We start from the raw sequence: 19747 nt of genomic DNA, 5'->3' as shown, positions 1-19747 counted from the left end.
CGCCGGTGGTGACAGCTCCCGGAACCTCGCACCAACCGGTGCTCGTCGTCGACTTCGGAGCCCAGTACGCCCAGCTGATCGCGCGCCGTGTGCGCGAGGCGAACGTGTACTCCGAGATCGTGCCGCACACCATCAGCGCCGCCGAGGTGGCCGCGAAGAACCCCGCAGGCATCGTGCTGAGCGGTGGCCCGTCCAGCGTGTACGAGGAGGGGTCGCCTTCACTGGATACCGGAATCCTCGCGCTTGGCGTGCCCGTGCTCGGCATCTGCTACGGATTCCAGGTGATGGCCACTCAGCTCGGCGGCGAGGTCTCGCAGACCGGCCAGCGCGAATACGGCGCAACGCCGGTGACGCTGAAGGGGAACGGCGGCACGCTGCTCGCCGGCCAGCCGATCGCGCAGACCACCTGGATGAGCCACGGCGACGCCGTCTCGAAGGCACCGGACGGGTTCGAGGTGCTGGCGTCGAGCGAGTCGACCCCGGTTGCCGCGTTCGCCAACGACGAGCGCAAGCTCTACGGCGTGCAGTGGCACCCCGAGGTCAAGCACTCCGAGTTCGGCCAGCGTGTGCTGGAGAACTTCTTGCACACCGCGGCGGGAATCCCCGGCGACTGGAACCCCGGCAACGTCATCGCCGAGCAGGTGGAGCGGATTCGCGCCCAGATCGGCACCGGCAAGGTGATCTGCGGCCTGTCCGGCGGGGTGGATTCCGCCGTCGCCGCCGCACTCGTGCACGCCGCCGTGGGCGATCAGCTCACCTGCGTGTTCGTCGATCACGGCCTGCTGCGCAAGGACGAGCGCCGCCAGGTCGAAGAGGATTACGTCACGGCCACCGGCATCCGGTTGATCACCATCGACGCCGAGCAGCAGTTCCTCGACGCGCTCGAGGGCGTCAGCGACCCGGAGCAGAAGCGCAAGATCATCGGACGCGAGTTCATCCGCACCTTCGAGCAGGCGCAGGCCGAGCTCGTGGCGGAGTCCGCAGCCGACGGCGACCCGATCCGGTTCCTCGTGCAGGGCACGCTGTATCCGGATGTCGTGGAGTCCGGTGGCGGAACCGGCACGGCGAACATCAAGAGCCACCACAACGTGGGCGGCCTGCCGGAAGATCTGCAGTTCGAGCTGGTCGAGCCGCTGCGCACCCTGTTCAAGGACGAGGTACGCGCGATCGGCCGTCAGCTGGGGCTGCCCGAGGTCATCGTCGGCCGCCAGCCGTTCCCCGGCCCCGGGCTCGGCATCCGGATCGTCGGCGAGGTCACCAAGGACCGCCTCGACCTGCTGCGCGAGGCGGATGCCATCGTGCGCGCCGAGCTGACCATGGCCGGCCTCGATGGCGACATCTGGCAGTGCCCGGTGGTGCTGCTGGCCGACGTGCGCTCGGTGGGCGTGCAGGGCGACGGCCGCACCTACGGGCACCCGATCGTGCTGCGCCCGGTGTCCTCTGAAGACGCGATGACCGCCGACTGGACCCGTGTGCCGTACGACGTGCTGGCGCGGATCTCGAACCGCATCACCAATGAGGTGAAGGATGTGAACCGCGTGGTTCTCGACGTCACGTCTAAGCCGCCGGGAACCATCGAGTGGGAGTAGTTGTCCTGCTCCACTGACAGGACAACAAGAAGAGGCCGCCCGGTTCGGGCGGCCTCTTCTTCTCTTACGCGAGGAGGTTTAGTTGTTGCTGTTGAAGATCGCCAGGATACGCAGGATCTCGGTGTACAGCCACACCACGGTGACCATGATGCCGAAGGCAGCCTGCCAGCCGAAGATGCGCGGTACGCCACGCTCGACGCCGGTCTTCACGTTCTCGAAGTCCATCACCAGCGAGTAGGCGGCGAGCAGCACAACGAAGAGGCCGATGATGACACCGAGCGGGATGCCCATGATCTCGACGTCGCGCAGGCCGAACATGCTGTCGGTTGCGCCGAACATCATCAGGCCGAAGTTCACCAGCGAGAACGCGGCGTAACCGACCATGGCGACCAGGAAGATCTTGGTCATCTTCGGAGTGGCGCGCACCTTGCCGCTGAGGAACAGCGCGAGGGTGACTCCGACGACACCCAGGGTGCCGAAGACCGCCTGGGCGACGATGCCATCCCACATGCTGTTGAAGATGGCGGAGATGCCACCGACGAACAGACCCTCGAACAGGGCGTAGGTCAGGATGAGCGCCTTCGACGGCATCTTCTTGAAGATGTTGACCAGGGCGAGCACGAGGCCCACCAGGGCGCCGACGATGGCGAGGGCGGGGATCATCCAGCCGACCACGGCGCCGACGACCAGCACAGCGAAGGCCACGAGGGTCTTCACGATGGTGTCTTCGTACGTCATCCGCTCTTCGACAGGCAGCAACACCGGCTGAGCGGCCGGACGGTCACCCTCGGTCGCTGCGGGACGGCCGTAGAGTTCGTCGAGCTGCGCCGCGGTCATCGTGGGAGCGGAGCCCTTGAATGCCGGGGAGTTATTGAAAGCGGGGTTGGCCATGCTGTGGTCTTCTCCTTCGATACCTGCTCAAGTTGCTGGGTATAACAGCCAATCTATCGGGATTCTTCCCTTATTTTGCTGGGGATCCGCCCTATTCCGGCGATTAACCGAGCAATCCACGCCGACAGGGCGCAGATTGCGAGCGCGAACACCAACGCCGGCAGCATCCCGGAGTATTCGCTGGAGACGGTGGCCACCACGACCCCGCCCGCGATCACGAACAGCACGGTGCCGTAACTCTTCAGCGGACGGTGCCGAATCAGCAGCCACGCCAGGTACGGGATCGCCAGGGTCCACACCGATTGCGGGCCGGTCAGCAGCAGCCAGATCTGCACCCCGCAGGGGAACACCACCAGGTGGCGCCGCCAGCCCGCGGCCGGCATGATCCACCAGCCGATGGTGTGCAGCGCGGTGCCGGTGATCAGGGGAACCAGGAACTGGGTGCTCGCCGCCTGCAGGCCGATCATCCCGCCCAGGATGAACAGAATCCCGGCCAGGTACCGCCCCCGATAGCTGCCCCAGCGCAGCGGCAGCAGCGCCGTGGGCTCCGGCGACGAATCAGCCGGCATTGTTGATGATGACGACGGCCAACACCACCAGCGCGGCGAGCAGCAGCACCCCGCCGGCGACGATCCCGGAGATCCCGAGGGCGGTGAGCCGACGTCGCGCCGGCCGTGGCCCGCTCGGCCGGATCGCGCCAGGGATCACGGATGCCGGATGCGCGAGCACCCGAGTGCCGCAGCGGATGCAGAATTTCCACTCGGAGGCGAGGCTCGCAGTGCAGTTCGCGCAGGTCTCCATGGTGCGACTCAGTTTAGGGTTTACGGGTGACCGATTCGCTCCGCCCCCTTGTCATCGGCCATCGCGGCGCACCCGGCTATCGCCCGGAGCACACCGCGTCGTCGTACCGGCTCGCGCTCGCCCTCGGCGCTGACGCCGTGGAACCCGACATCGTCGCCACCAGAGACGGCGTGCTGGTGCTGAGGCACGAGAACGAAATTTCGGGAACGACGGATGTCGCGGCGCATCCGGAATTCGCCGACCGGCGCACCACAAAGGTGATCGACGGCGTGAAGCTCACCGGCTGGTTCACCGAGGACTTCACCTGGCCAGAGCTCGCCACCCTGCGCGCCACCGAGCGGATCCCCGCGGTGCGGCAGGCCAACACCACGTTCAACGGCATGCACGGGATTATTCGGCTGCGCGACCTGCTGCCGATCATCGACGACGCATCGGATGCCGCGGGCCGGCAGTTGGCGATGGTGGCCGAGATCAAGCACGCCACGTACTTCGAATCGATCGGGTTGCCGCTGGACGAGCTGGTGGCCGCCGAGCTCGCGGGTTGGGCTACCCCCGAGTCGCTGATCCTCGAGTCGTTCGAGCAGACGTTGCTCGGCCAGCTGAAGGCCCGCGGCATCCCTGGCCACTACGTCTACCTGGTCGAGGCGACCGGCTCGCCGGCCGACCTCGTGGCGCAGCACGGCAAGGCGGCGCTGTCGTACGCCGCGCACGTCACCTTGGCCGGCCTCGTGGGGCTTGCCCGCGAGGTGGACGGGGTGAGTGTGAACAAGTCGATGATCCTCACCGAAACCGCGGTGGGCACCGAGACAACCGATCTGGTGGCGCGCGCCCACGCCGCCGGGCTGGCGGTCTACACCTGGACGCTGCGCGCCGAGAACCGGTTCCTCGCCAAGTCATTCCGCCGCGGCTCGCGCGGTGCCGAGTTCGGCGACTGGTTGAGCGAGTTCCAGCTGATCATGCGCACCGGGATCGACGGCGTCTTCGCCGACCAGCCCGACCTGGCCATCGAGGCGCGCGAAACGCTCTGACCGCTTCTCCCGCTGGTCGAGCTCGTCGAGACCGTTGTCAGCGGCGACGCCTAGAATTGTTGGGACATGACGTACGTTCTCGACGGAACCACCGCCCCCGATGACCGGCTGCTCGCGGGGCTCAACCCGCAGCAGCGCGAAGCCGTCGAATATCGCGGATCCGCGCTCCTCATTCTGGCTGGCGCCGGCTCAGGTAAGACGAGCGTGCTCACCCGTCGCATCGCGAGCCTGCTGCAGGCCCGCGAAGCCTGGCCGAGCCAGATCCTCGCCATCACCTTCACCAACAAGGCCGCCGCCGAGATGCGGGAGCGGGTCGAGGCAATCGTCGGCGACTCCGCCCGTGGCATGTGGATCTCCACCTTCCACTCCGCGTGCGTGCGCATCCTGCGTCGCGAGGCCGAGGTGTTCGGCTACTCCAAGAGCTTCACCATCTACGACTCTGCCGACTCGCGCGCCCTGCTGAAACGCATCATCAAGGAGCTGGATGCCGACACCTTCGGCATCACGGTCAGCAAGGCCGCCGGGCAGATCTCGAAGCTGAAGAACGAGCTCGCGGATGTCGAGAGTTACGCCCGCGGGGTGAACTTCAACGATCCGGCCGAGGCGATGTTCGTCGAGATCTTCCGCCGCTACACCCAGCAGCTCAGCCGCGCGAACGCCTTCGACTTCGATGACCTGATCGCGCAGACGGTGTACCTGTTCCGGGCATTCCCGAAGGTGGCGGCGCTCTACCAGCGACGATTCCGGCACATCCTGGTTGACGAGTACCAGGACACCAACCACGCCCAGTACTCGCTGATCCGCGAACTGACCAGGCCACCGGCATCCGAAGATCTGGAAGGCGCCGTCGGCTTCGATGGGATGCCGCTGCGCGCTTCGGCGGCGCCGCTCGGGGCGGCAGCGCTCACCGTGGTCGGCGACTCAGACCAGTCGATTTACGCGTTCCGGGGCGCCGACATCCGCAACATTGTGGAGTTCGAACGCGATTTCCCCGGCGCCAGGGTGATCCTGCTCGAGCAGAACTACCGGTCGACGCAGAACATCCTTGACGCGGCGAACGCCGTGATCTCGAACAACTTCGACCGCAAAGACAAGCGGCTGTTCACCACCATCGGCTCCGGCGACAAGATCGTCGGGTTCACCGGGTACTCCGGGCATGACGAGGCCCAGTTCGTGGCCGACGAGATCATCGCCATGCACGAAGCGGGCATGGACTACAAGGACATGGCGGTGTTCTACCGCACCAACTCGCAGACCCGTGCGCTGGAAGAGATCTTCATCCGCTCCGCGCTGCCTTACCGGGTGCTCGGCGGCACCAAGTTCTACGAGCGCGCCGAGATCAAAGACGTGATGGCGTACCTCACCACCGTCGCCAACCCGCTCGACCCGATGGCGCTGCGGCGCATCATGAACGTGCCGAAGCGCGGCATCGGCCCGGCCACCGAGGCCGCGGTGCAACTGCACGCCGACACCAAGGACATCAGCCTGCGCGAATCCTTGCGCGAGGCCGACCAGTTCGGGCTCGGCCCCAAGGTCACCGGCGCCCTGCTCGGGCTGGGTGCGATCCTCGACGAGGCCACCATGATGGCCGTCACCGCGCCGGTCGCCGAGGTGCTCAAGTTCATCCTCGACAAGACCGGACTGGTCGAGGCGCTGCGCTCCTCGCGCGACCCGCAAGACGAGGCCAGGGCCGAGAACGTGGAGGAGCTGCTCGCGGTCACCCGCGAGTTCCAGCGGAACAACCCCGAGGGCACGCTGATCGACTTCCTCACCGAGACCGCGCTGGTCGCGGCGGCCGACGAACTGGATGACTCCAGCGGAACCGTGTCGCTGATGACCCTGCACACCGCGAAGGGCCTCGAGTTCGACGCCGTGTTCCTCACCGGCGTCGAGGAAGACCTGCTGCCGCACCGGATGAGCGCGGGGGAGCCCGGCGGACCCGCCGAGGAGCGCCGCCTGTTCTACGTGGGCATCACCCGGGCCCGCAAGAAATTGTTCCTCTCGCTGGCGATGACCCGCGCCCAGTTCGGCGAGGTGAACGTGGCCATGCCGAGCCGCTACCTGCAGGAGATCCCCGCCGACCTGATCGACTGGAAGCAGTCACCTGGCATGGCGAACTCCCGCGGTGGCACGCAGCCGCGGGCGCTGAACGCCCACCGGCCCGGCTTCCACGATGACCGCTCGTTCGGGCAGAACGCGCTGCCGCCGGCCCCCAAGAAGAAGACGGAGTGGGCGAACACCGTCACCGGCAAGGTGCGCGACAACGGCGACCTCACCCTCGTCGCGGGCGACCGGATCAAACACACCGACTTCGGTGAGGGACGCGTCACCGCGGTTACCGGCGTCGGCTCCAAGAGCATCGCCGAGGTGCAGTTCGACACCGCCGGCCGCAAGCGGCTGCTGATCAAGATCGCGCCGATCGAGAAGCTGTAAGGCTCAGCGCCGAACCGGAATGCCGGCCAGGTCGCACAACGCCGGGTTGTAATCCCGCGCCCGGTAATACTCGCCATGCGTGCCCACCGACGCCGTGTAGCCGCTGCCGTCGAACTCCTCGGTATAGCGGTCGATCGGGTTCTGCTCGGCCCGGTTCGAGTGCGCCGGGAAGCCGAGGTAATCGGTGGCGCGCCAGAGGCTGATCCAGCGGTCCACCGGCATCGCGCCAGTCCCGGGAGCTACGGATTTCGCGGCATCCGCAGCCCACGGATCACGCGCGAGCAGACGTGGGCGCTCGCACGGCGTGGTGCCCAGCACATCCGGCCCCAGTAGTTCGGGGAAGAACCGGCCGAAGTATGGCCGCAGCTGCACGCCGAAGGTCAGCAGCGAGACCCGTTGCCGCGTGATCTCTCGGTCTTCGTGCGAGGAGAGCAGGAACAGCGCCGCCGTGCAGACGACCGCGCCCATGCTGTGCGCGGCCAGCACCACGCGGCGCTGCTCCGGTCGCGAGCCGGCGCGCTCGGCCTGCAGCCACCACAGCACGCGGCGTGCCACCTCGGGAGCCGCGCGTTCGGTGTAACAGGGCGGGCCGAGCGGATGCCCGGACCTCGGCAGGAAGCAGGCCAGATCCCAGACCGTAGCGAGCGGTCGCTGCGTGCCGGAGCCGAGCACCAGCCCGGCGACCGTCAGCGCGGCAATCAGCGCCCAGCCGGTCATGGTCACGTCGAGGAACGGGGTGAGGAACCGAGCGGCCGGCGCCGGCAGCAGCCAGGGGAGTGTCAGCGCGAGCGTGGCGGCGATCAGTCCAGAGCCGGCGAGGATTCCGGTCACCGGTTCGGCAAGGTGCAGCCGTGCCGCGCGATCACGCTTGCCGAGGATCGCCGGTTGCAGCAACACCGCAAGCTCCTCCGGGGTGCCCGGGCGCATCGGTGCGTCGCCGGGAGTGCCGGGCCGCCCGAGCGGGCCGAGAAGCGTGCGACGCAACCACTGCGCCAACCGCGCATCGAGGCTGCGGCGGCGCGCGAGCACCACGGTGAGCAGGGCTGCCACCACCAGCAGCAGCGCAAAGGACAGCAGGCCGAACGCCGAATGGAACGCCGGCACGTCGAGGTCGGGGTCGGCGAGCGCACTGCCGTCGCCGGGAGAGGCCTGCGGCACCGGGGGACGGATGCCGGGAGCGAGCGTGCTCGCGCCGGCTCCACCGTTCAGCCAGTCGCCGATGCCGACCGTGACCAGGGCCGACCAGATCAGCCCCGCCGTCAGCGAGAAACCGAGAAAGATCACCGGCGCGAACCCGTGCCAGGCGCGATACCGACGGGCACCGCGCAGTGGAAAGAACGCCGCGGCCACCACCAGCAGCATCGCCGCCCCGACGACCGTGAGCTGCGCGACATCCGCCGCCCACAGATTGACACCGGCAATCCGCAACGGCTGCGGGCGCGCCGCCGGGACGCCGACCGCCAGGGCAACCAGCGCCACCAGCCACAGGATGCCGCACGCCACCGTCAGCGCCACCGACCACCGCGGGCGACGGGTCGCGGCCGCGTTCCGGCTGGCCGGGCCGTGCTCGAACGGCATGGTCTTCGTGACGGCCGCGGTGCCGATGGCGAGGAGCAGAAGAGTCACGGATGCCGCGAACCCGACCAGCCCGAAAACCGAGCCGCCCGCCCAGATCGCGGTGAACAGGGCGAGCGAGGTGGCGCTGATCCCCGCGGCGAGGTGGGCGAGCGCCAGTTTGTTGGTGTCGCCGCTGCGCTGCCAGAAACCCGGGCGGCCGAGCAGCGGTGTGTCGTCGTGCCGCACCGCCAGTGCGTCGGGGTCGATGAACTGCTCCGCGACGTCGTACCGCAGCCGTGAGGCCGCCGACAGCGCCCACAGGGCGCCGACCGTGACGAGCGGAACCAGCGAGAACAGAGCAAGCCGCCGGCCGGGCAGCCAGGTGCCGAACGGGGCCAGCCCGTCCGAGAGCACCGTGCAGACGAGCACCCCGTCGCGGTAGCACTGCAGCGCCACGACATCCAGCGCCAGAGTGCCGACCGCCCCAACCAACAGCAACGTCAGCAGCACGCCGAAGGCGCGAATGACCGCGGCTCGGCCGCTCAGCCGGGCGGGGGCCCCGCCGTTCGGCAGCTGCCAGGTCCAGATCGCCGCGTTTGCGAGCGAGAACGGCAGCAGCAGCGCCCATCCGGCGCGGGCGAGGCCGGCCAACACCACGCCGCCCAGACCGCCGACGGTGGGGGTACCCCGAACCATGCCGCCCCAGGAATATGCCTCCCGGCGAACCCCCCGCGGGATGTCACCGCGATCGGTCACGGCGTCCGGTTCGGTGACCCGTCGCTTCAGCGCGGCTGCGGTGGGGCGGAAGAAGAAGCCGAGCTTGTCACCGGCGGCGAACTCGACTTCGTCCGCTGGCAGGTCGAGCAGGTCGTGAGGTTTGGTGTTGTTGATGCCGTGAACGCGCAGTTCCAGCACAGCGGGCGCCGCGGCATCCGTCTGATTCGACGTCCTGACCACCCCCTCAGGCAGCGCGAGTCGCGTGGCCCCATGCTAGGGCTGCGGTGCGCGGCAGGGAAGAGCGGCGGCTCAGCCGACGGTGGTGCCGAGCAGCGAGCCGATGCCGTAGGTGAGCGCCAGCGCCAGCACCCCGCCGATGATGACCCGGATGGTGGGCCGCGCCATCGGGCTGTTGCCGAGGTATGCGCCGAGCGCGCCGGTAATTGCCAATGCCAGCAGAGTGGATACGGCGATCGCCGGGATCCGCCACTCGAGCGGGGCCAGCAGCACCGCGAGCAACGGCAGCACCGATCCGATCGTGAACGACACCGCGGAGGCGAGCGCGGCATGCCAGGGGCTGGACACCTCGTGCTCGCTGATGTGTAGCTCGGCCTCGAGGTGCGCGGCGAGCGCATCGTGCGCGGTCAGCTCCTCGGCGACGGAGCGGGCGGTGCCATGGCTGAGGCCCTTGGACCGGTAGATCTCGGTGAGCTCGTCGAGCTCACCGTCCGGGTCATCCACGAGCTCTTGTCGCTCCAGCGCGATGGCGGCGCGTTCGGTGTCGCGCTGCGCGCTCACCGACACGTACTCACCGAGCGCCATCGACACCGCGCCGGCGATCAGGCCGGCGACGCCCGCGGTCAGAATCGGCGCGATCGCCGACGTGGCTGCCGCAACACCGACGATCAGCGCGGCAGTGGAGACGATTCCGTCGTTGGCGCCGAGAACACCGGCGCGCAGCCAGTTCAGGCGCGACGCAAGGCCTGGGGCATGGGGTTCGACACGGACCGACTGGCTCTCACTCACACTGCGATTGTCCGCGTCCGGGCGGGGGGCGGCAAGCATGGCAAGACTTGCCTAACCAGGGAAACAATGCCCGAACTTAACGCGCTAAGAGCGCCCCTGGTCGCCTGCCATTTCATACGGAGGGGTAAAGTTTCCCATGGCCCATTTATCTCGACGTCGAACTATCTCGGCGTCAAGAGAGTGGCGGACATCACCGGGTGCTGTTCGATCAGCACAGCGACGCATTGGAAGAACATAGTGGATCTTTTCGAGTACCAGGCCAGGGACCTTTTCGAGTCCTACGGAGTGCCTGTGCTTCAGGGCCTCGTGGCCGACACCCCCGAAGAAGCGAAGGCGGCCGCTGAGAAGCTCGGTGGCACCGTCGTCGTCAAGGCGCAGGTGAAGACCGGCGGCCGCGGCAAGGCTGGCGGCGTCAAGGTCGTCCACAACCCGGACGACGCCTTCACCGCAGCCGAGCAGATTCTCGGCCTCGACATCAAGGGTCACGTCGTCAAGCGCGTCATGATCGCCGCCGGTGCGCGCATCGACAAGGAGTACTACTTCTCCCTGCTGCTCGACCGCGCCAACCGCTCCTACCTCTCGATGGCCAGTGTCGAGGGCGGCATGGAGATCGAAGAGCTCGCCGTCGAGCGCCCGGAGGCACTCGCCCGCATCGAGGTGAACCCGCTGGAGGGCATCACCCCCGCGAAGGCTGCCGAGATCGCCAAGGCCGCTGGCTTCGCCGACGACATCGCCCCGAAGGTGGCCGACGTCTTCGTCAAGCTGTGGGACGTCTACAAGGGCGAGGACGCCACCCTGGTTGAGGTGAACCCGCTGGTACTTACCGAGGACGGCGAGGTCATCGCCCTGGATGGCAAGGTCACCCTCGACGAGAACGCGTCGTTCCGTCACCCTAAGCACGAGCTGCTCGAGGACAAGGCCGCGGCCGACCCGCTCGAGGCCAAGGCCAAGGAGAACGACCTCAACTACGTCAAGCTCGACGGCCAGGTCGGCATCATCGGTAACGGTGCCGGGCTCGTCATGTCGACGCTGGACGTCGTCGCCTACGCAGGAGAGAACCACGGCGGCGTGAAGCCCGCCAACTTCCTCGACATCGGCGGCGGAGCATCCGCAGAGGTGATGGCAGCCGGCCTCGACGTGATCCTCAACGACCCGCAGGTGAAGGCCGTGTTCGTCAACGTCTTCGGTGGCATCACCGCGTGTGACGCCGTGGCCAAGGGCATTGTCGGCGCGCTCGCCGAGCTCGGCCACGCCGCCAACAAGCCACTGGTCGTGCGCCTCGACGGCAACAAGGTCGAAGAAGGCCGCGCCATCCTGAACGAGGCCAACCACCCGCTCGTCACCCTCGCCGCCACCATGGACGAGGGCGCCGACAAGGCCGCCGAGCTGGCTCACGCCGCCGCCTGAGACACGATCGAGGAATAAGAACAGCATGTCTATCTTTCTGAACAAGGACTCCAAGGTCATCGTGCAGGGCATCACCGGCGGTGAGGGCACCAAGCACACCGCCCTCATGCTGAAGGCCGGCACCCAGGTCGTCGGTGGCGTCAACGCTCGCAAGGCCGGCACCACGGTGCTGCACGGCGACGTCGAACTGCCCGTCTTCGGCACCGTCAAGGAAGCCATGGAGAAGACCGGCGCCGACGTGTCGATCGCCTTCGTGCCCCCGGCATTCACCAAGGACGCCATGGTCGAGGCCATCGACGCCGAGATCCCGCTGCTGGTCGTGATCACCGAGGGTGTTCCCGTCGGCGACACCGCCGAGGCCTGGGCCTACGCCCAGAAGCAGGGCAACAAGACCCGCATCATCGGGCCGAACTGCCCCGGCATCATCACCCCCGGTGAGGCACTGGTCGGCATCACCCCGGCGAACATCACCGGCAAGGGACCGATCGGCCTCGTGTCGAAGTCGGGCACCCTGACCTACCAGATGATGTACGAACTGCGCGATCTGGGCTTCTCCACCGCCATCGGCATCGGCGGCGACCCGGTCATCGGCACCACCCACATCGACGCGCTCGCCGCGTTCGAGGCGGACCCGGAGACCAAGGCCATCGTCATGATCGGTGAGATCGGTGGCGACGCTGAAGAGCGCGCCGCTGAGTTCATCAAGGCCAACGTCACCAAGCCGGTCGTCGGCTACGTCGCGGGCTTCACCGCCCCCGAGGGCAAGACCATGGGCCACGCCGGCGCCATCGTCTCCGGTTCGGCTGGCACCGCCCAGGCGAAGAAGGAAGCCCTTGAGGCGGCAGGCGTCAAGGTCGGCAAGACGCCGTCCGAGACCGCCACGCTGATGCGTGAGGTACTCGCGGCGCTCTAAGAGTCGTCGAACGGATGCCGCGGATGTCGCTGGCATCTACTCCCCGGAAGGCCTGCCCTGGTGGCGGGCCTTCCGTCGTTTCCGAACTTGCGGCCGGGACCACCACCGCGTTTGCGCGAGCGCGGCTAGAACGGCCGAGCGCCCTGGCCGCGGCGGGAGCGCTCGGCCGTTTTCGCAGCTCTCAGTCGGAGTGGGTGGCGTCGGGGTGCTCGAGGCCTTTGAACGGGCGCAGGCGTTCGATGAACGCCTGGCGCTCGGCGTCGGGCAGGGCGGTGGCACGGTACGAGATCGCGATGAACTGCGGCTTCATGACGCCTCTGCGACTCATCTTCGCGGCGTCGCCCGTCGGATCCCGGCGCACATCGGTGATCGCCACGTACAGCCCGTCGTGCTCGCCCTCGGCGCCACCCTGCCACTGCCATTGCTCATCGGGATCCGCGGTGCCGAAGGACTCCGCGAACTCCTCCGGCGACGACGGATCGAAGTTGTCGATCTCGACCTCGCCCAGGCCGTACTCCTTGGCTACCGCGGAGATCATGTCGATCACGCGGTACCAGTCCTCCGCACGGTCCGGCACGCTCGTGCTCTGCCGCATCCCGGATTCGACCCCCACATAGAGCGAGCCACCCCCGTAGCCGTTCTCGTCCCAGGGAGTGACCAGCTGGGGCCAGGAGGGATCGTCCTCCCACCGCAGGCCGAACTCGGCAGTCAACTTCTCCTCGATGCTGCCGAGGAACTCAGCCGCGTACGACTTCACCTCCTCTGCCGACGGCGCAGCCAGCACCGTCTCTGCGTCGATGCGTGCATGGCCGGGGTAGCCGGCCCAGTCGACGGTGATGGTTTCGCCGGCATCCGTCTCATACGTTGTCTTCGGTGACGGCACGCAGGCGGCGAGCGCGGCAACGGCCAGCACGCTGGTGGCGAGGGCGGCGCGGGCGCGGACACCGCGAGGCATCTTCATGCGTGCAGTAAAGCAGCATGCGCCGCCCGCTGTCATCAGCGCAGAGTTGGTGAGGTCTGGGAAACGGTCGTTCGCGACCGCCTCGAAGGGCCGAAGGGCAGACCTCATGCGAGCGCAGAGACACGAGGGAGCCCGGCGATGCGCCCCGTGCGCAGCGTCCGCGGAAGGTAACCTCAAAGCCGTATGAATCGTCGTGTCACCGCCCTCCTCGCCGCCTTCGAATCGGCGCTCGTTGTCGCCATCGGCATCGCGATCCCGTTGGTGCCATTGACCGTGCTCTGGGGGTTCCACTTCCAGCTCGGCCTCGACTGGGTGGTGTTCTGGCGGGCCGCCGTCGACATCTGGCTGCTCGGCCACGGCGTCGATATCACCATGCAGCTGGACCCGGCCCTGGCCGCCGTACTGGCGCTGCCCGAGGCGGGCACGCCGTTCGTGCTCGGCATTGCAGCGCTCGGTTTCGCGCTCCTCACCGTGCTGCTCGCCCTTCGCACCGGACGCCGAGTGGCGCAGACCTCGAATCGGATGCTGGGTGAGGTTGTCGCCCTCGCCACCTTCGCCGCACTGGCCTGGGCGGTCACGCTCAGCGTTGAATACCCATACGCCAGCCCATCGCTCTGGCAGGGAACCCTGCTCCCGACGGTGGTGTTCGCCCTTGGGCTGCTGATCGGATCGACGAGGGAACGCCTGGACAACCCAGCCGAGAACCACGGCAGTTCGCTGCGGGACTGGATCAACGATTGGCCGTCGGATGTGCGCGCCACCGTCGCCGCGGTATTCCGCGCCAGCACCGCAGCGGTCGCGGCCATACTCGCGGTCGCCGGGCTCGCCACCGCGGCGTCGCTGGTGCTGAACTACGCGGAGATCATCCGGCTCTATGAGTCGGTGCAGGCCGGCGCGCTCGGCGGCGCCGTGCTCACACTCGGCCAGCTGGCGTTCCTGCCGAACTTCGTGGCCTGGACGGCGTCGTGGCTGGTTGGCCCCGGCTTCGCCATCGGCACCGGATCCAGCGTCGGCCCGCTCGGCACCAGCCTCGGGCCGCTCCCGGCAGTGCCGGCGTTCGGCGCGATGCCCACGGGTGACCTGCCGTGGGGGATGCTCGTGCTGATCATCCCGGTGCTCATCGGGTTCCTCGCCGGGCTGCTGCTTCGACGCAGCACCGCCGAACTCGACTGGCCGTGGCGGATCGCGGCCGGGGTCGGCACCGGCGTCGTCGCCGGCACGCTGCTCGGACTGGTCGCCTGGGCCGCCGCCGGATCCGCCGGACCCGGCCGTCTGGTGACGGTCGGCTCCGACCCGTGGGCCGTCGCCGTGTGGTTCGGTGTGGAGATCGCGGTCGCCGCAACACTGGGAGCGCTCTCCGCATCTGTCGACTTCTCGAAACTGCGCGACAAGGCCGCTGTAGGCTAGTCGGGTGCTGAGACTCGTCGTTCTGATTTCCGGGGGCGGGTCCAACCTCCGGGCCCTGCTCGAAGCGTCTGAAGACGCCGAATTCCCTGCCCGTGTCGTCGCGATCGGCGCCGACCGGCCGGCCGACGGATTCGATCACGCCGAGGCTTTCGGCATCCCCACCTTCGCCGTCGTCCGCTCCAACTTCGCCGACCGCGACAGCTGGGGTGACGAGCTGCTGGCCCAGATCCAGCAGTGGGAGCCCGACCTCGTCATCCTGAGCGGTTTCATGCGGCTGCTGCCCTCCCGCGTGGTCGCGGCGCTCAGCCCGAACATCATCAACACGCACCCTGCCTACCTGCCGGAGTTCCCCGGAGCGCACGGGGTACGCGACGCGCTCGCCGCCGGCGTCAGCGAGACCGGGGCCAGCGTCATCCTCGTCGACGACGGCGTCGACAGCGGACCGATCATCGCCCAGCAGCGCGTTCCCGTTCTGCCTGGCGACACCGAACCTGCGCTGCACGAGCGCATCAAGATTGTCGAACGCGAACTGCTGGTGCAGACCGTGCTCGATATCGCCAATGGACACATCAACCTGAAGGAGCTTGCGAGCGCATGAGCGGTCCCAGCAGTCACGACCCGAGCCTTTACCGTGAACGGGATGTCGTGCCCGTCAAACGCGCACTCATCTCAGTCAGCGACAAGACCGGCCTGGTAGAGCTGGCCACCACGCTCGCGGGCGCCGGCGTCGAGCTGGTCTCCACCGGCTCCACCGCTTCCACGTTGCGCGACGCTGGCCTCGACGTCACCGAGGTGTCGAGCGTCACCGGATTCCCCGAGTCGCTCGACGGCCGGGTGAAGACCCTGCACCCGGGAGTGCACGCCGGCATCCTCGCCGACCTGCGGCTTGAAGACCACGAGAAGCAGCTCGCCGAACTCGGCATCGCGCCGTTTGAGGTCGTGGTCGTCAACCTGTACCCGTTCACCCAGACCGTTGAGAGCGGGGCGGATGCCGCGGACGTGATCGAGAACATCGACATCGGTGGCCCAGCTCTGGTGCGCGCGGCCGCGAAGAACCACGCGAACGTCGCCATCGTGGTGAACCCGGAGAACTACGCCGAGCTCGCTGCCGCCGTAGTGGGCGGCGGCACCGTGCTCGAGACCCGCCAGAAGTTCGCGTCGCTCGCGTTCGAGCACACCGCCGGGTACGACATGAACGTGGCACTGTGGTTCGCCGAGAACCTCTACGACCCGTGGGAGGACGCCGACGACGAGCTCGACGAGCTGGAGGACGAGCTCGATGAGGACGCGGCCGAGAGTGAATGGGGCGAGGGCATCCTTCTGGACGCCGAGCTGCAGACTGTGCTCCGCTACGGCGAGAACTCGCACCAGAGCGCTGCCCTGTACGTGGGGGAGGGTGCCGCCGGAATCGCCCAGGCCACCCAGCTGCACGGCAAGGAAATGTCGTACAACAACTACGTCGACGCGGATGCCGCGCTGCGCGCCGCCTACGACCACACCGCGCCGACGGTCGCCATCATCAAGCACGCGAACCCTTGTGGCATCGCGACCGCCGACACCATCGCCGCGGCGCACCGCCTGGCGCACGCCTGCGACCCTGTGTCGGCATTCGGCGGAGTGATCGCCGCGAACCGCACCATCACGGCGGAGGCCGCCGAGGCGATCAAGGACATCTTCACCGAGGTGATCGTCGCCCCCGGATTCGAGCCGGAGGCGCTCGAGCTGCTCACTCAGAAGAAGAACGTGCGACTGCTGCAGCTGCCCGAGGGGTACGAACGCGAAGACCTCGAGCTGAAGCAGATCTCCGGCGGACTGCTGGTGCAGAACCCGGACACCCAGTTCGCGCCCGCCAGCGAGTGGACGCTTGCCGCCGGGAAGCCAGCGGATGACGCAACGCTCGCCGACCTCGAATTCGCCTGGCGCGCGGTGCGCGCCGTGAAGTCCAACGCCATCCTGCTCGCCTCCGGCGGTGCGTCGGTGGGCGTCGGAATGGGTCAGGTGAACCGGGTGGACTCCTGCCACCTCGCGGTGAACCGCGCCGGTGAGCGCGCGGCCGGAAGCGTCGCGGCATCCGACGCCTTCTTCCCCTTCGCCGACGGCCTGCAGGTCCTGCTCGACGCCGGAGTGGCGGCGGTCGTGCAGCCCGGCGGCTCGGTGCGTGACCCCGAGGTCATCGCCGCGGCGGAAGCGGCCGGCGTGACCATGTACTTCACGGGCGAGCGCCACTTCTTCCACTAGGAGCGGTGGCCCGCGTGGCCGGTAGGGGTGGAAGCGAGGACTCGCTTCCACCCCTACCGTTTTATGCGGCCGGGTTGATCTGATTGCGGTTGCCGCCGGCTCGGCGCCACCGGCGTTGAGGGTCGATCTCGGCGGGTGCCCGCAGGTACGGGAGGCCGTCGACCATCTTCACTTCGAAGCCGAGCTGGTGCAGGAGCACGTGGTGCGCTCGACAGAGCAGACAGCCGTTGTCGATGTCGGTGGGGCCGTCGCGGTCGTGTTCGAGGGCGTGGTGAGCTTCGGTCCAGCTGGGTGGGGCGGGACAGCCCCACCAGATGCAGCCGCCGTCCCGGGCAGCCAGCGCCGTCTTCTGCGCCGGGGTGAACTTGCGTTTCGAGCGGCCGAGCCACAGCGCTTCTCCGTCGCTGCCCTCGACGAGTAGGCGGGTGCTGCCGGTGCAGAGTTCGGCGGTCACGGTGGGGATGGAGGCCGGTTCCAGTACGTCGTCGAGCCAGCCTGTGCCGATTCCGCTGTGCAAGTCTTCGGCCTTGACGGTGATCACCACGGTGCCGCCTGGGCCGGGGCGTTGCTGGTCGGCGGTGGCGCCGGCGCGAAGCAGGCCGAGCAGGATGTCGAAGTTGCATTGGTCGCGGGTTCGGTCATCGGCCAGCGGTTCGGCTGTTCCCGCGTCGTCGCTGCCACCATCACCCTCACCGTCGCATCCGCTGGCGGCGCGCTCGTCGAGGAACGCGGGCAGGGTGCGTGGGTTGGTGTATCGAGCGAGGATGGCGCGCAGCTCGGCCAGTTCGATGCCGCCGCAGGCGCCGGAGAACCGGGCGATGCCGTCGATCTCCCGGCCGATCCGGAAACCGCGTTTCGCGCGGATCTCAGCATCCCTGGGTGGCACCCCGTCGGGATCGAGGGCGTCGCGCCAGAGTCGGGCCTGCACCGCGACCAGGTCGACCGAATACTCGCCGGCGTTCTGCACCAGCGCCGCCTCGGCCTTCGCCAGGTGGTCGGGCGGGCAGCGGTCGGCGGCCTGCGTGAGGATTCGGCAGATGAGGTCAGCTGCCTCGACCCCGATTGCCCCTGCCGTCAGGGCAGCGCCGACAATCGGAAAGGCGGCCGGCAGTTCCGAACCGTCGAGGGCGTACTGCGGGGTGAGCTGCCCGCCGAGCCGCAGCCGGGCGTTCACCTCCTTGCCGGATGCCCGGGTGACCTGCTCGAGTAGGTGCGCCGTGCGCAGGTGCCCGAACCGTTTCGCCAGGCCCTCCGCGCCGAGCTCGTAACGGGAGCGGTGGTCAATCTCGGCCGCCGCGCCCACCCGCAGCCCGTCAATCAGCCGGCCGGCGTCTTCGACCAACCGGGCGGTATCGACCAGTTCGGCGTCGGACAGGAGCGACAGCGGCCGCGCCGCGACGGAGGCCAGCGACGTCCGTGCCGCTTCGAGAACCTCCGTCGTTCCGTCCATACTCAACACATTGCCAGTCACCACCGACATTCTGTTTTCCCTGATCAAACCGGGAATTGTCCTGTGGATGAGTGTCCACCGTTGAGCCTGTGGAGGACTGGACCGCAGAGATTTATGACGATGAGCGGCCATCGGGAGCTATCCCAGGCGAGTTCCCTGCAAACGCCAGCGTGATCGCTACGCGCCCTGCGCGGCAGCCCTACTCAGCCGTGAAGCGGGCGCCAGCGACTCGTGGCGCGCAGCATGCCACAGCGCAACCACGAGCGCCACGGTGACGGGTGCCCAGATAATTCGCTCGATGAACGACGGGGACGCGATGTTCGCCAGCGATCCAGCCACCATGAGGACGGCGGTTCCGTAGAGCACGCGCCGACGAAAATTCGCGCCGGTCCAGCTCGTGCCAGCGACAGCGGCAAGAAGGAGGTACACAACCAGTGCCACCGCACTGCTGACCCGGAGCGAGTCAGGAAGGACTCCGGGGTTTGCTCCGCCGAAGGCTGCCTCGCCCCAGGGCGCGCCCAAAGCCAGTGCGCCTTGGAACAGTGTCACAGCCAACAGGAGCGCGGCCGCGACCTTTCCGGCGGCGCTCGGGGAGGTTCGATGGGTGCGCGATTGCCTGGTCATTGTGCTCCTTCGTTGTTCGTGTGTATCTAACAGATATGCTACGGGAATCGCGACAATATATCTACTAGATATGGAACGCAATGCAAGTGCGGGGCCAACGGAAATCCGCTGGGAGGGTCAGGCCGTGGAGCCCAATTCGGCCAACTCTGCCAGCGCCTCATTCGCCCAGGCGATGGTGGCGCGAGCGGAGTGCTCGCCGGCCGAGATGGTGAGGGCGATGTACGGAGCGGCCTCCGCGAGCGCGGCATCTGTGATCAGGTCCTGACGCGTGGCTTCCAGCTCGGCAAGTTGTGCCTCCGCCTGCTCGAGGGCGTCGAGCACAAGATCCCTGCACGCGTCAGGGCCAAGCTGAGCGCCAAAGAAGAGTCGAAGCATGAGACCGTTCCGAGGTTTGGGCTCTTGCGGGGGCTCAGCAAGGAGTTCACGGAGGCGAGTGATGCCGGCGGCTGTAATGCCGAACGTGGTCGAGCGGGACCCATCGGATGGTTGACGCTCCACCAGGTTCTGCTGTTCCAGTTGCGCAAGCGTCGGGTAGATCTGTCCGAAGCTCTCGTTCCAGAAGTGGCCCAGAGTGTCGCGTATCTGCTCCCGCAGGGCATACCCCGTCATCGGCATGATGCTGAGGGCTCCCAGAATGGCAGTTTGGGACTGATCAGAACGCGGCACGTGCCCTCCTAATATCTGCTAGATACTAGGCTACCGCGG

General features: G+C 67.9%; 17 protein-coding genes. 8 read left to right on the top strand and 9 right to left on the bottom strand.

The genetic code is table 11. The annotated features are described in order from the left end of the window. Positions 1 to 5: 5 nt before the first annotated feature. A complete protein-coding gene (gene guaA, locus HCT51_RS14445; RefSeq protein WP_166877257.1) occupies positions 6 to 1589 on the top strand; it encodes a glutamine-hydrolyzing GMP synthase in 1584 nt (527 codons plus the stop codon). 78 nt (positions 1590 to 1667) lie between these two features. Here guaA and HCT51_RS14440 read toward each other — a convergent pair whose 3' ends face one another. The 3 genes from HCT51_RS14440 to HCT51_RS14430 are packed head-to-tail and all read right to left on the bottom strand — an operon-like array spanning position 1668 to position 3281. Then, the gene (locus HCT51_RS14440) at positions 1668 to 2480 is read right to left on the bottom strand and encodes a Bax inhibitor-1/YccA family protein (protein WP_166877260.1); all 813 of its coding nucleotides are present in this window, start codon (positions 2478 to 2480) and stop codon (positions 1668 to 1670) included. Between the two features lie 53 nt (positions 2481 to 2533). Further along, positions 2534 to 3049 carry a hypothetical protein gene (locus HCT51_RS14435; RefSeq protein WP_166877263.1) on the bottom strand — a complete coding sequence of 172 codons (516 nt, stop codon included), beginning with the start codon at positions 3047 to 3049 and terminating at the stop codon, positions 2534 to 2536. Then, the gene (locus HCT51_RS14430) at positions 3039 to 3281 is read right to left on the bottom strand and encodes a hypothetical protein (RefSeq protein ID WP_166877266.1); all 243 of its coding nucleotides are present in this window, start codon (positions 3279 to 3281) and stop codon (positions 3039 to 3041) included. Before HCT51_RS14430 ends, HCT51_RS14435 begins: the two co-directional genes overlap by 11 nt. A 26-nt stretch (positions 3282 to 3307) precedes the next feature. On the opposite strand from HCT51_RS14430, the gene HCT51_RS14425 reads away from it, so the two are divergent. Then, positions 3308 to 4309, top strand: coding sequence for a glycerophosphodiester phosphodiesterase family protein (locus HCT51_RS14425; RefSeq protein WP_166877270.1), 1002 nt, complete (start codon positions 3308 to 3310; stop codon positions 4307 to 4309). 66 nt (positions 4310 to 4375) lie between these two features. Beyond that, positions 4376 to 6742 (top strand): ATP-dependent helicase, encoded by a 2367-nt coding sequence (locus tag HCT51_RS14420; protein ID WP_166877273.1) that lies wholly within the window; start codon positions 4376 to 4378, stop codon positions 6740 to 6742. Between the two features lie 3 nt (positions 6743 to 6745). Here the strand turns inward: HCT51_RS14420 and HCT51_RS14415 are convergent, their stop codons facing one another. Together HCT51_RS14415 and HCT51_RS14410 are read right to left on the bottom strand one after the other, a co-directional pair. Beyond that, positions 6746 to 9256, bottom strand: a complete 2511-nt coding sequence (locus tag HCT51_RS14415; RefSeq protein WP_166877276.1) for a hypothetical protein — start codon at positions 9254 to 9256, stop codon at positions 6746 to 6748. Between the two features lie 69 nt (positions 9257 to 9325). Beyond that, complete coding sequence (locus tag HCT51_RS14410; protein WP_370626842.1) at positions 9326 to 10042, bottom strand: VIT1/CCC1 transporter family protein; 717 nt, start codon at positions 10040 to 10042, stop codon at positions 9326 to 9328. 237 nt (positions 10043 to 10279) lie between these two features. Between HCT51_RS14410 and sucC the strand changes: the two genes are divergently transcribed. Both sucC and sucD read left to right on the top strand, forming a co-directional pair. Continuing rightward, positions 10280 to 11449, top strand: coding sequence for an ADP-forming succinate--CoA ligase subunit beta (gene sucC / locus HCT51_RS14405; protein ID WP_166877282.1), 1170 nt, complete (start codon positions 10280 to 10282; stop codon positions 11447 to 11449). 25 nt (positions 11450 to 11474) lie between these two features. Next, positions 11475 to 12362, top strand: a complete 888-nt coding sequence (gene sucD, locus HCT51_RS14400) for a succinate--CoA ligase subunit alpha (RefSeq protein WP_166877285.1) — start codon at positions 11475 to 11477, stop codon at positions 12360 to 12362. A gap of 181 nt (positions 12363 to 12543) precedes the next feature. Here the strand turns inward: sucD and HCT51_RS14395 are convergent, their stop codons facing one another. Beyond that, the gene (locus tag HCT51_RS14395) at positions 12544 to 13323 is read right to left on the bottom strand and encodes a hypothetical protein (protein WP_166877289.1); all 780 of its coding nucleotides are present in this window, start codon (positions 13321 to 13323) and stop codon (positions 12544 to 12546) included. Positions 13324 to 13506: 183 nt separating this feature from the next. Between HCT51_RS14395 and HCT51_RS14390 the strand changes: the two genes are divergently transcribed. Genes HCT51_RS14390 through purH form a run of 3 tightly spaced genes read left to right on the top strand, consistent with a single transcriptional unit; the run spans position 13507 to position 16968 of the window. Next, positions 13507 to 14730, top strand: coding sequence for a cell division protein PerM (locus HCT51_RS14390; protein WP_166877292.1), 1224 nt, complete (start codon positions 13507 to 13509; stop codon positions 14728 to 14730). Positions 14731 to 14734: 4 nt separating this feature from the next. Then, positions 14735 to 15328, top strand: coding sequence for a phosphoribosylglycinamide formyltransferase (gene purN / locus HCT51_RS14385; protein ID WP_166877295.1), 594 nt, complete (start codon positions 14735 to 14737; stop codon positions 15326 to 15328). Then, entirely contained in the window at positions 15325 to 16968 is a 1644-nt protein-coding gene (purH, locus tag HCT51_RS14380; protein ID WP_166877298.1) for a bifunctional phosphoribosylaminoimidazolecarboxamide formyltransferase/IMP cyclohydrolase, read from the top strand. Before purN ends, purH begins: the two co-directional genes overlap by 4 nt. 61 nt (positions 16969 to 17029) lie before the next feature. Here purH and HCT51_RS14375 read toward each other — a convergent pair whose 3' ends face one another. From HCT51_RS14375 to HCT51_RS14365, 3 genes are all read right to left on the bottom strand, one after another. Then, the gene (locus HCT51_RS14375) at positions 17030 to 18418 is read right to left on the bottom strand and encodes an HNH endonuclease (protein WP_166877301.1); all 1389 of its coding nucleotides are present in this window, start codon (positions 18416 to 18418) and stop codon (positions 17030 to 17032) included. A gap of 177 nt (positions 18419 to 18595) precedes the next feature. Continuing rightward, entirely contained in the window at positions 18596 to 19042 is a 447-nt protein-coding gene (locus HCT51_RS14370; RefSeq protein ID WP_191413642.1) for a hypothetical protein, read from the bottom strand. 117 nt (positions 19043 to 19159) lie between these two features. Beyond that, positions 19160 to 19708 carry a PadR family transcriptional regulator gene (locus HCT51_RS14365; protein WP_166877304.1) on the bottom strand — a complete coding sequence of 183 codons (549 nt, stop codon included), beginning with the start codon at positions 19706 to 19708 and terminating at the stop codon, positions 19160 to 19162. Positions 19709 to 19747: the final 39 nt, after the last annotated feature.

Source organism: Salinibacterium sp. ZJ450, from assembly GCF_011751885.2.
In the GTDB taxonomy this organism is placed as follows: domain Bacteria; phylum Actinomycetota; class Actinomycetes; order Actinomycetales; family Microbacteriaceae; genus Ruicaihuangia.
The sequence above is the reverse complement of the archived record's forward strand: the minus strand, read 5'-3'. Positions and strand labels throughout refer to the sequence as shown.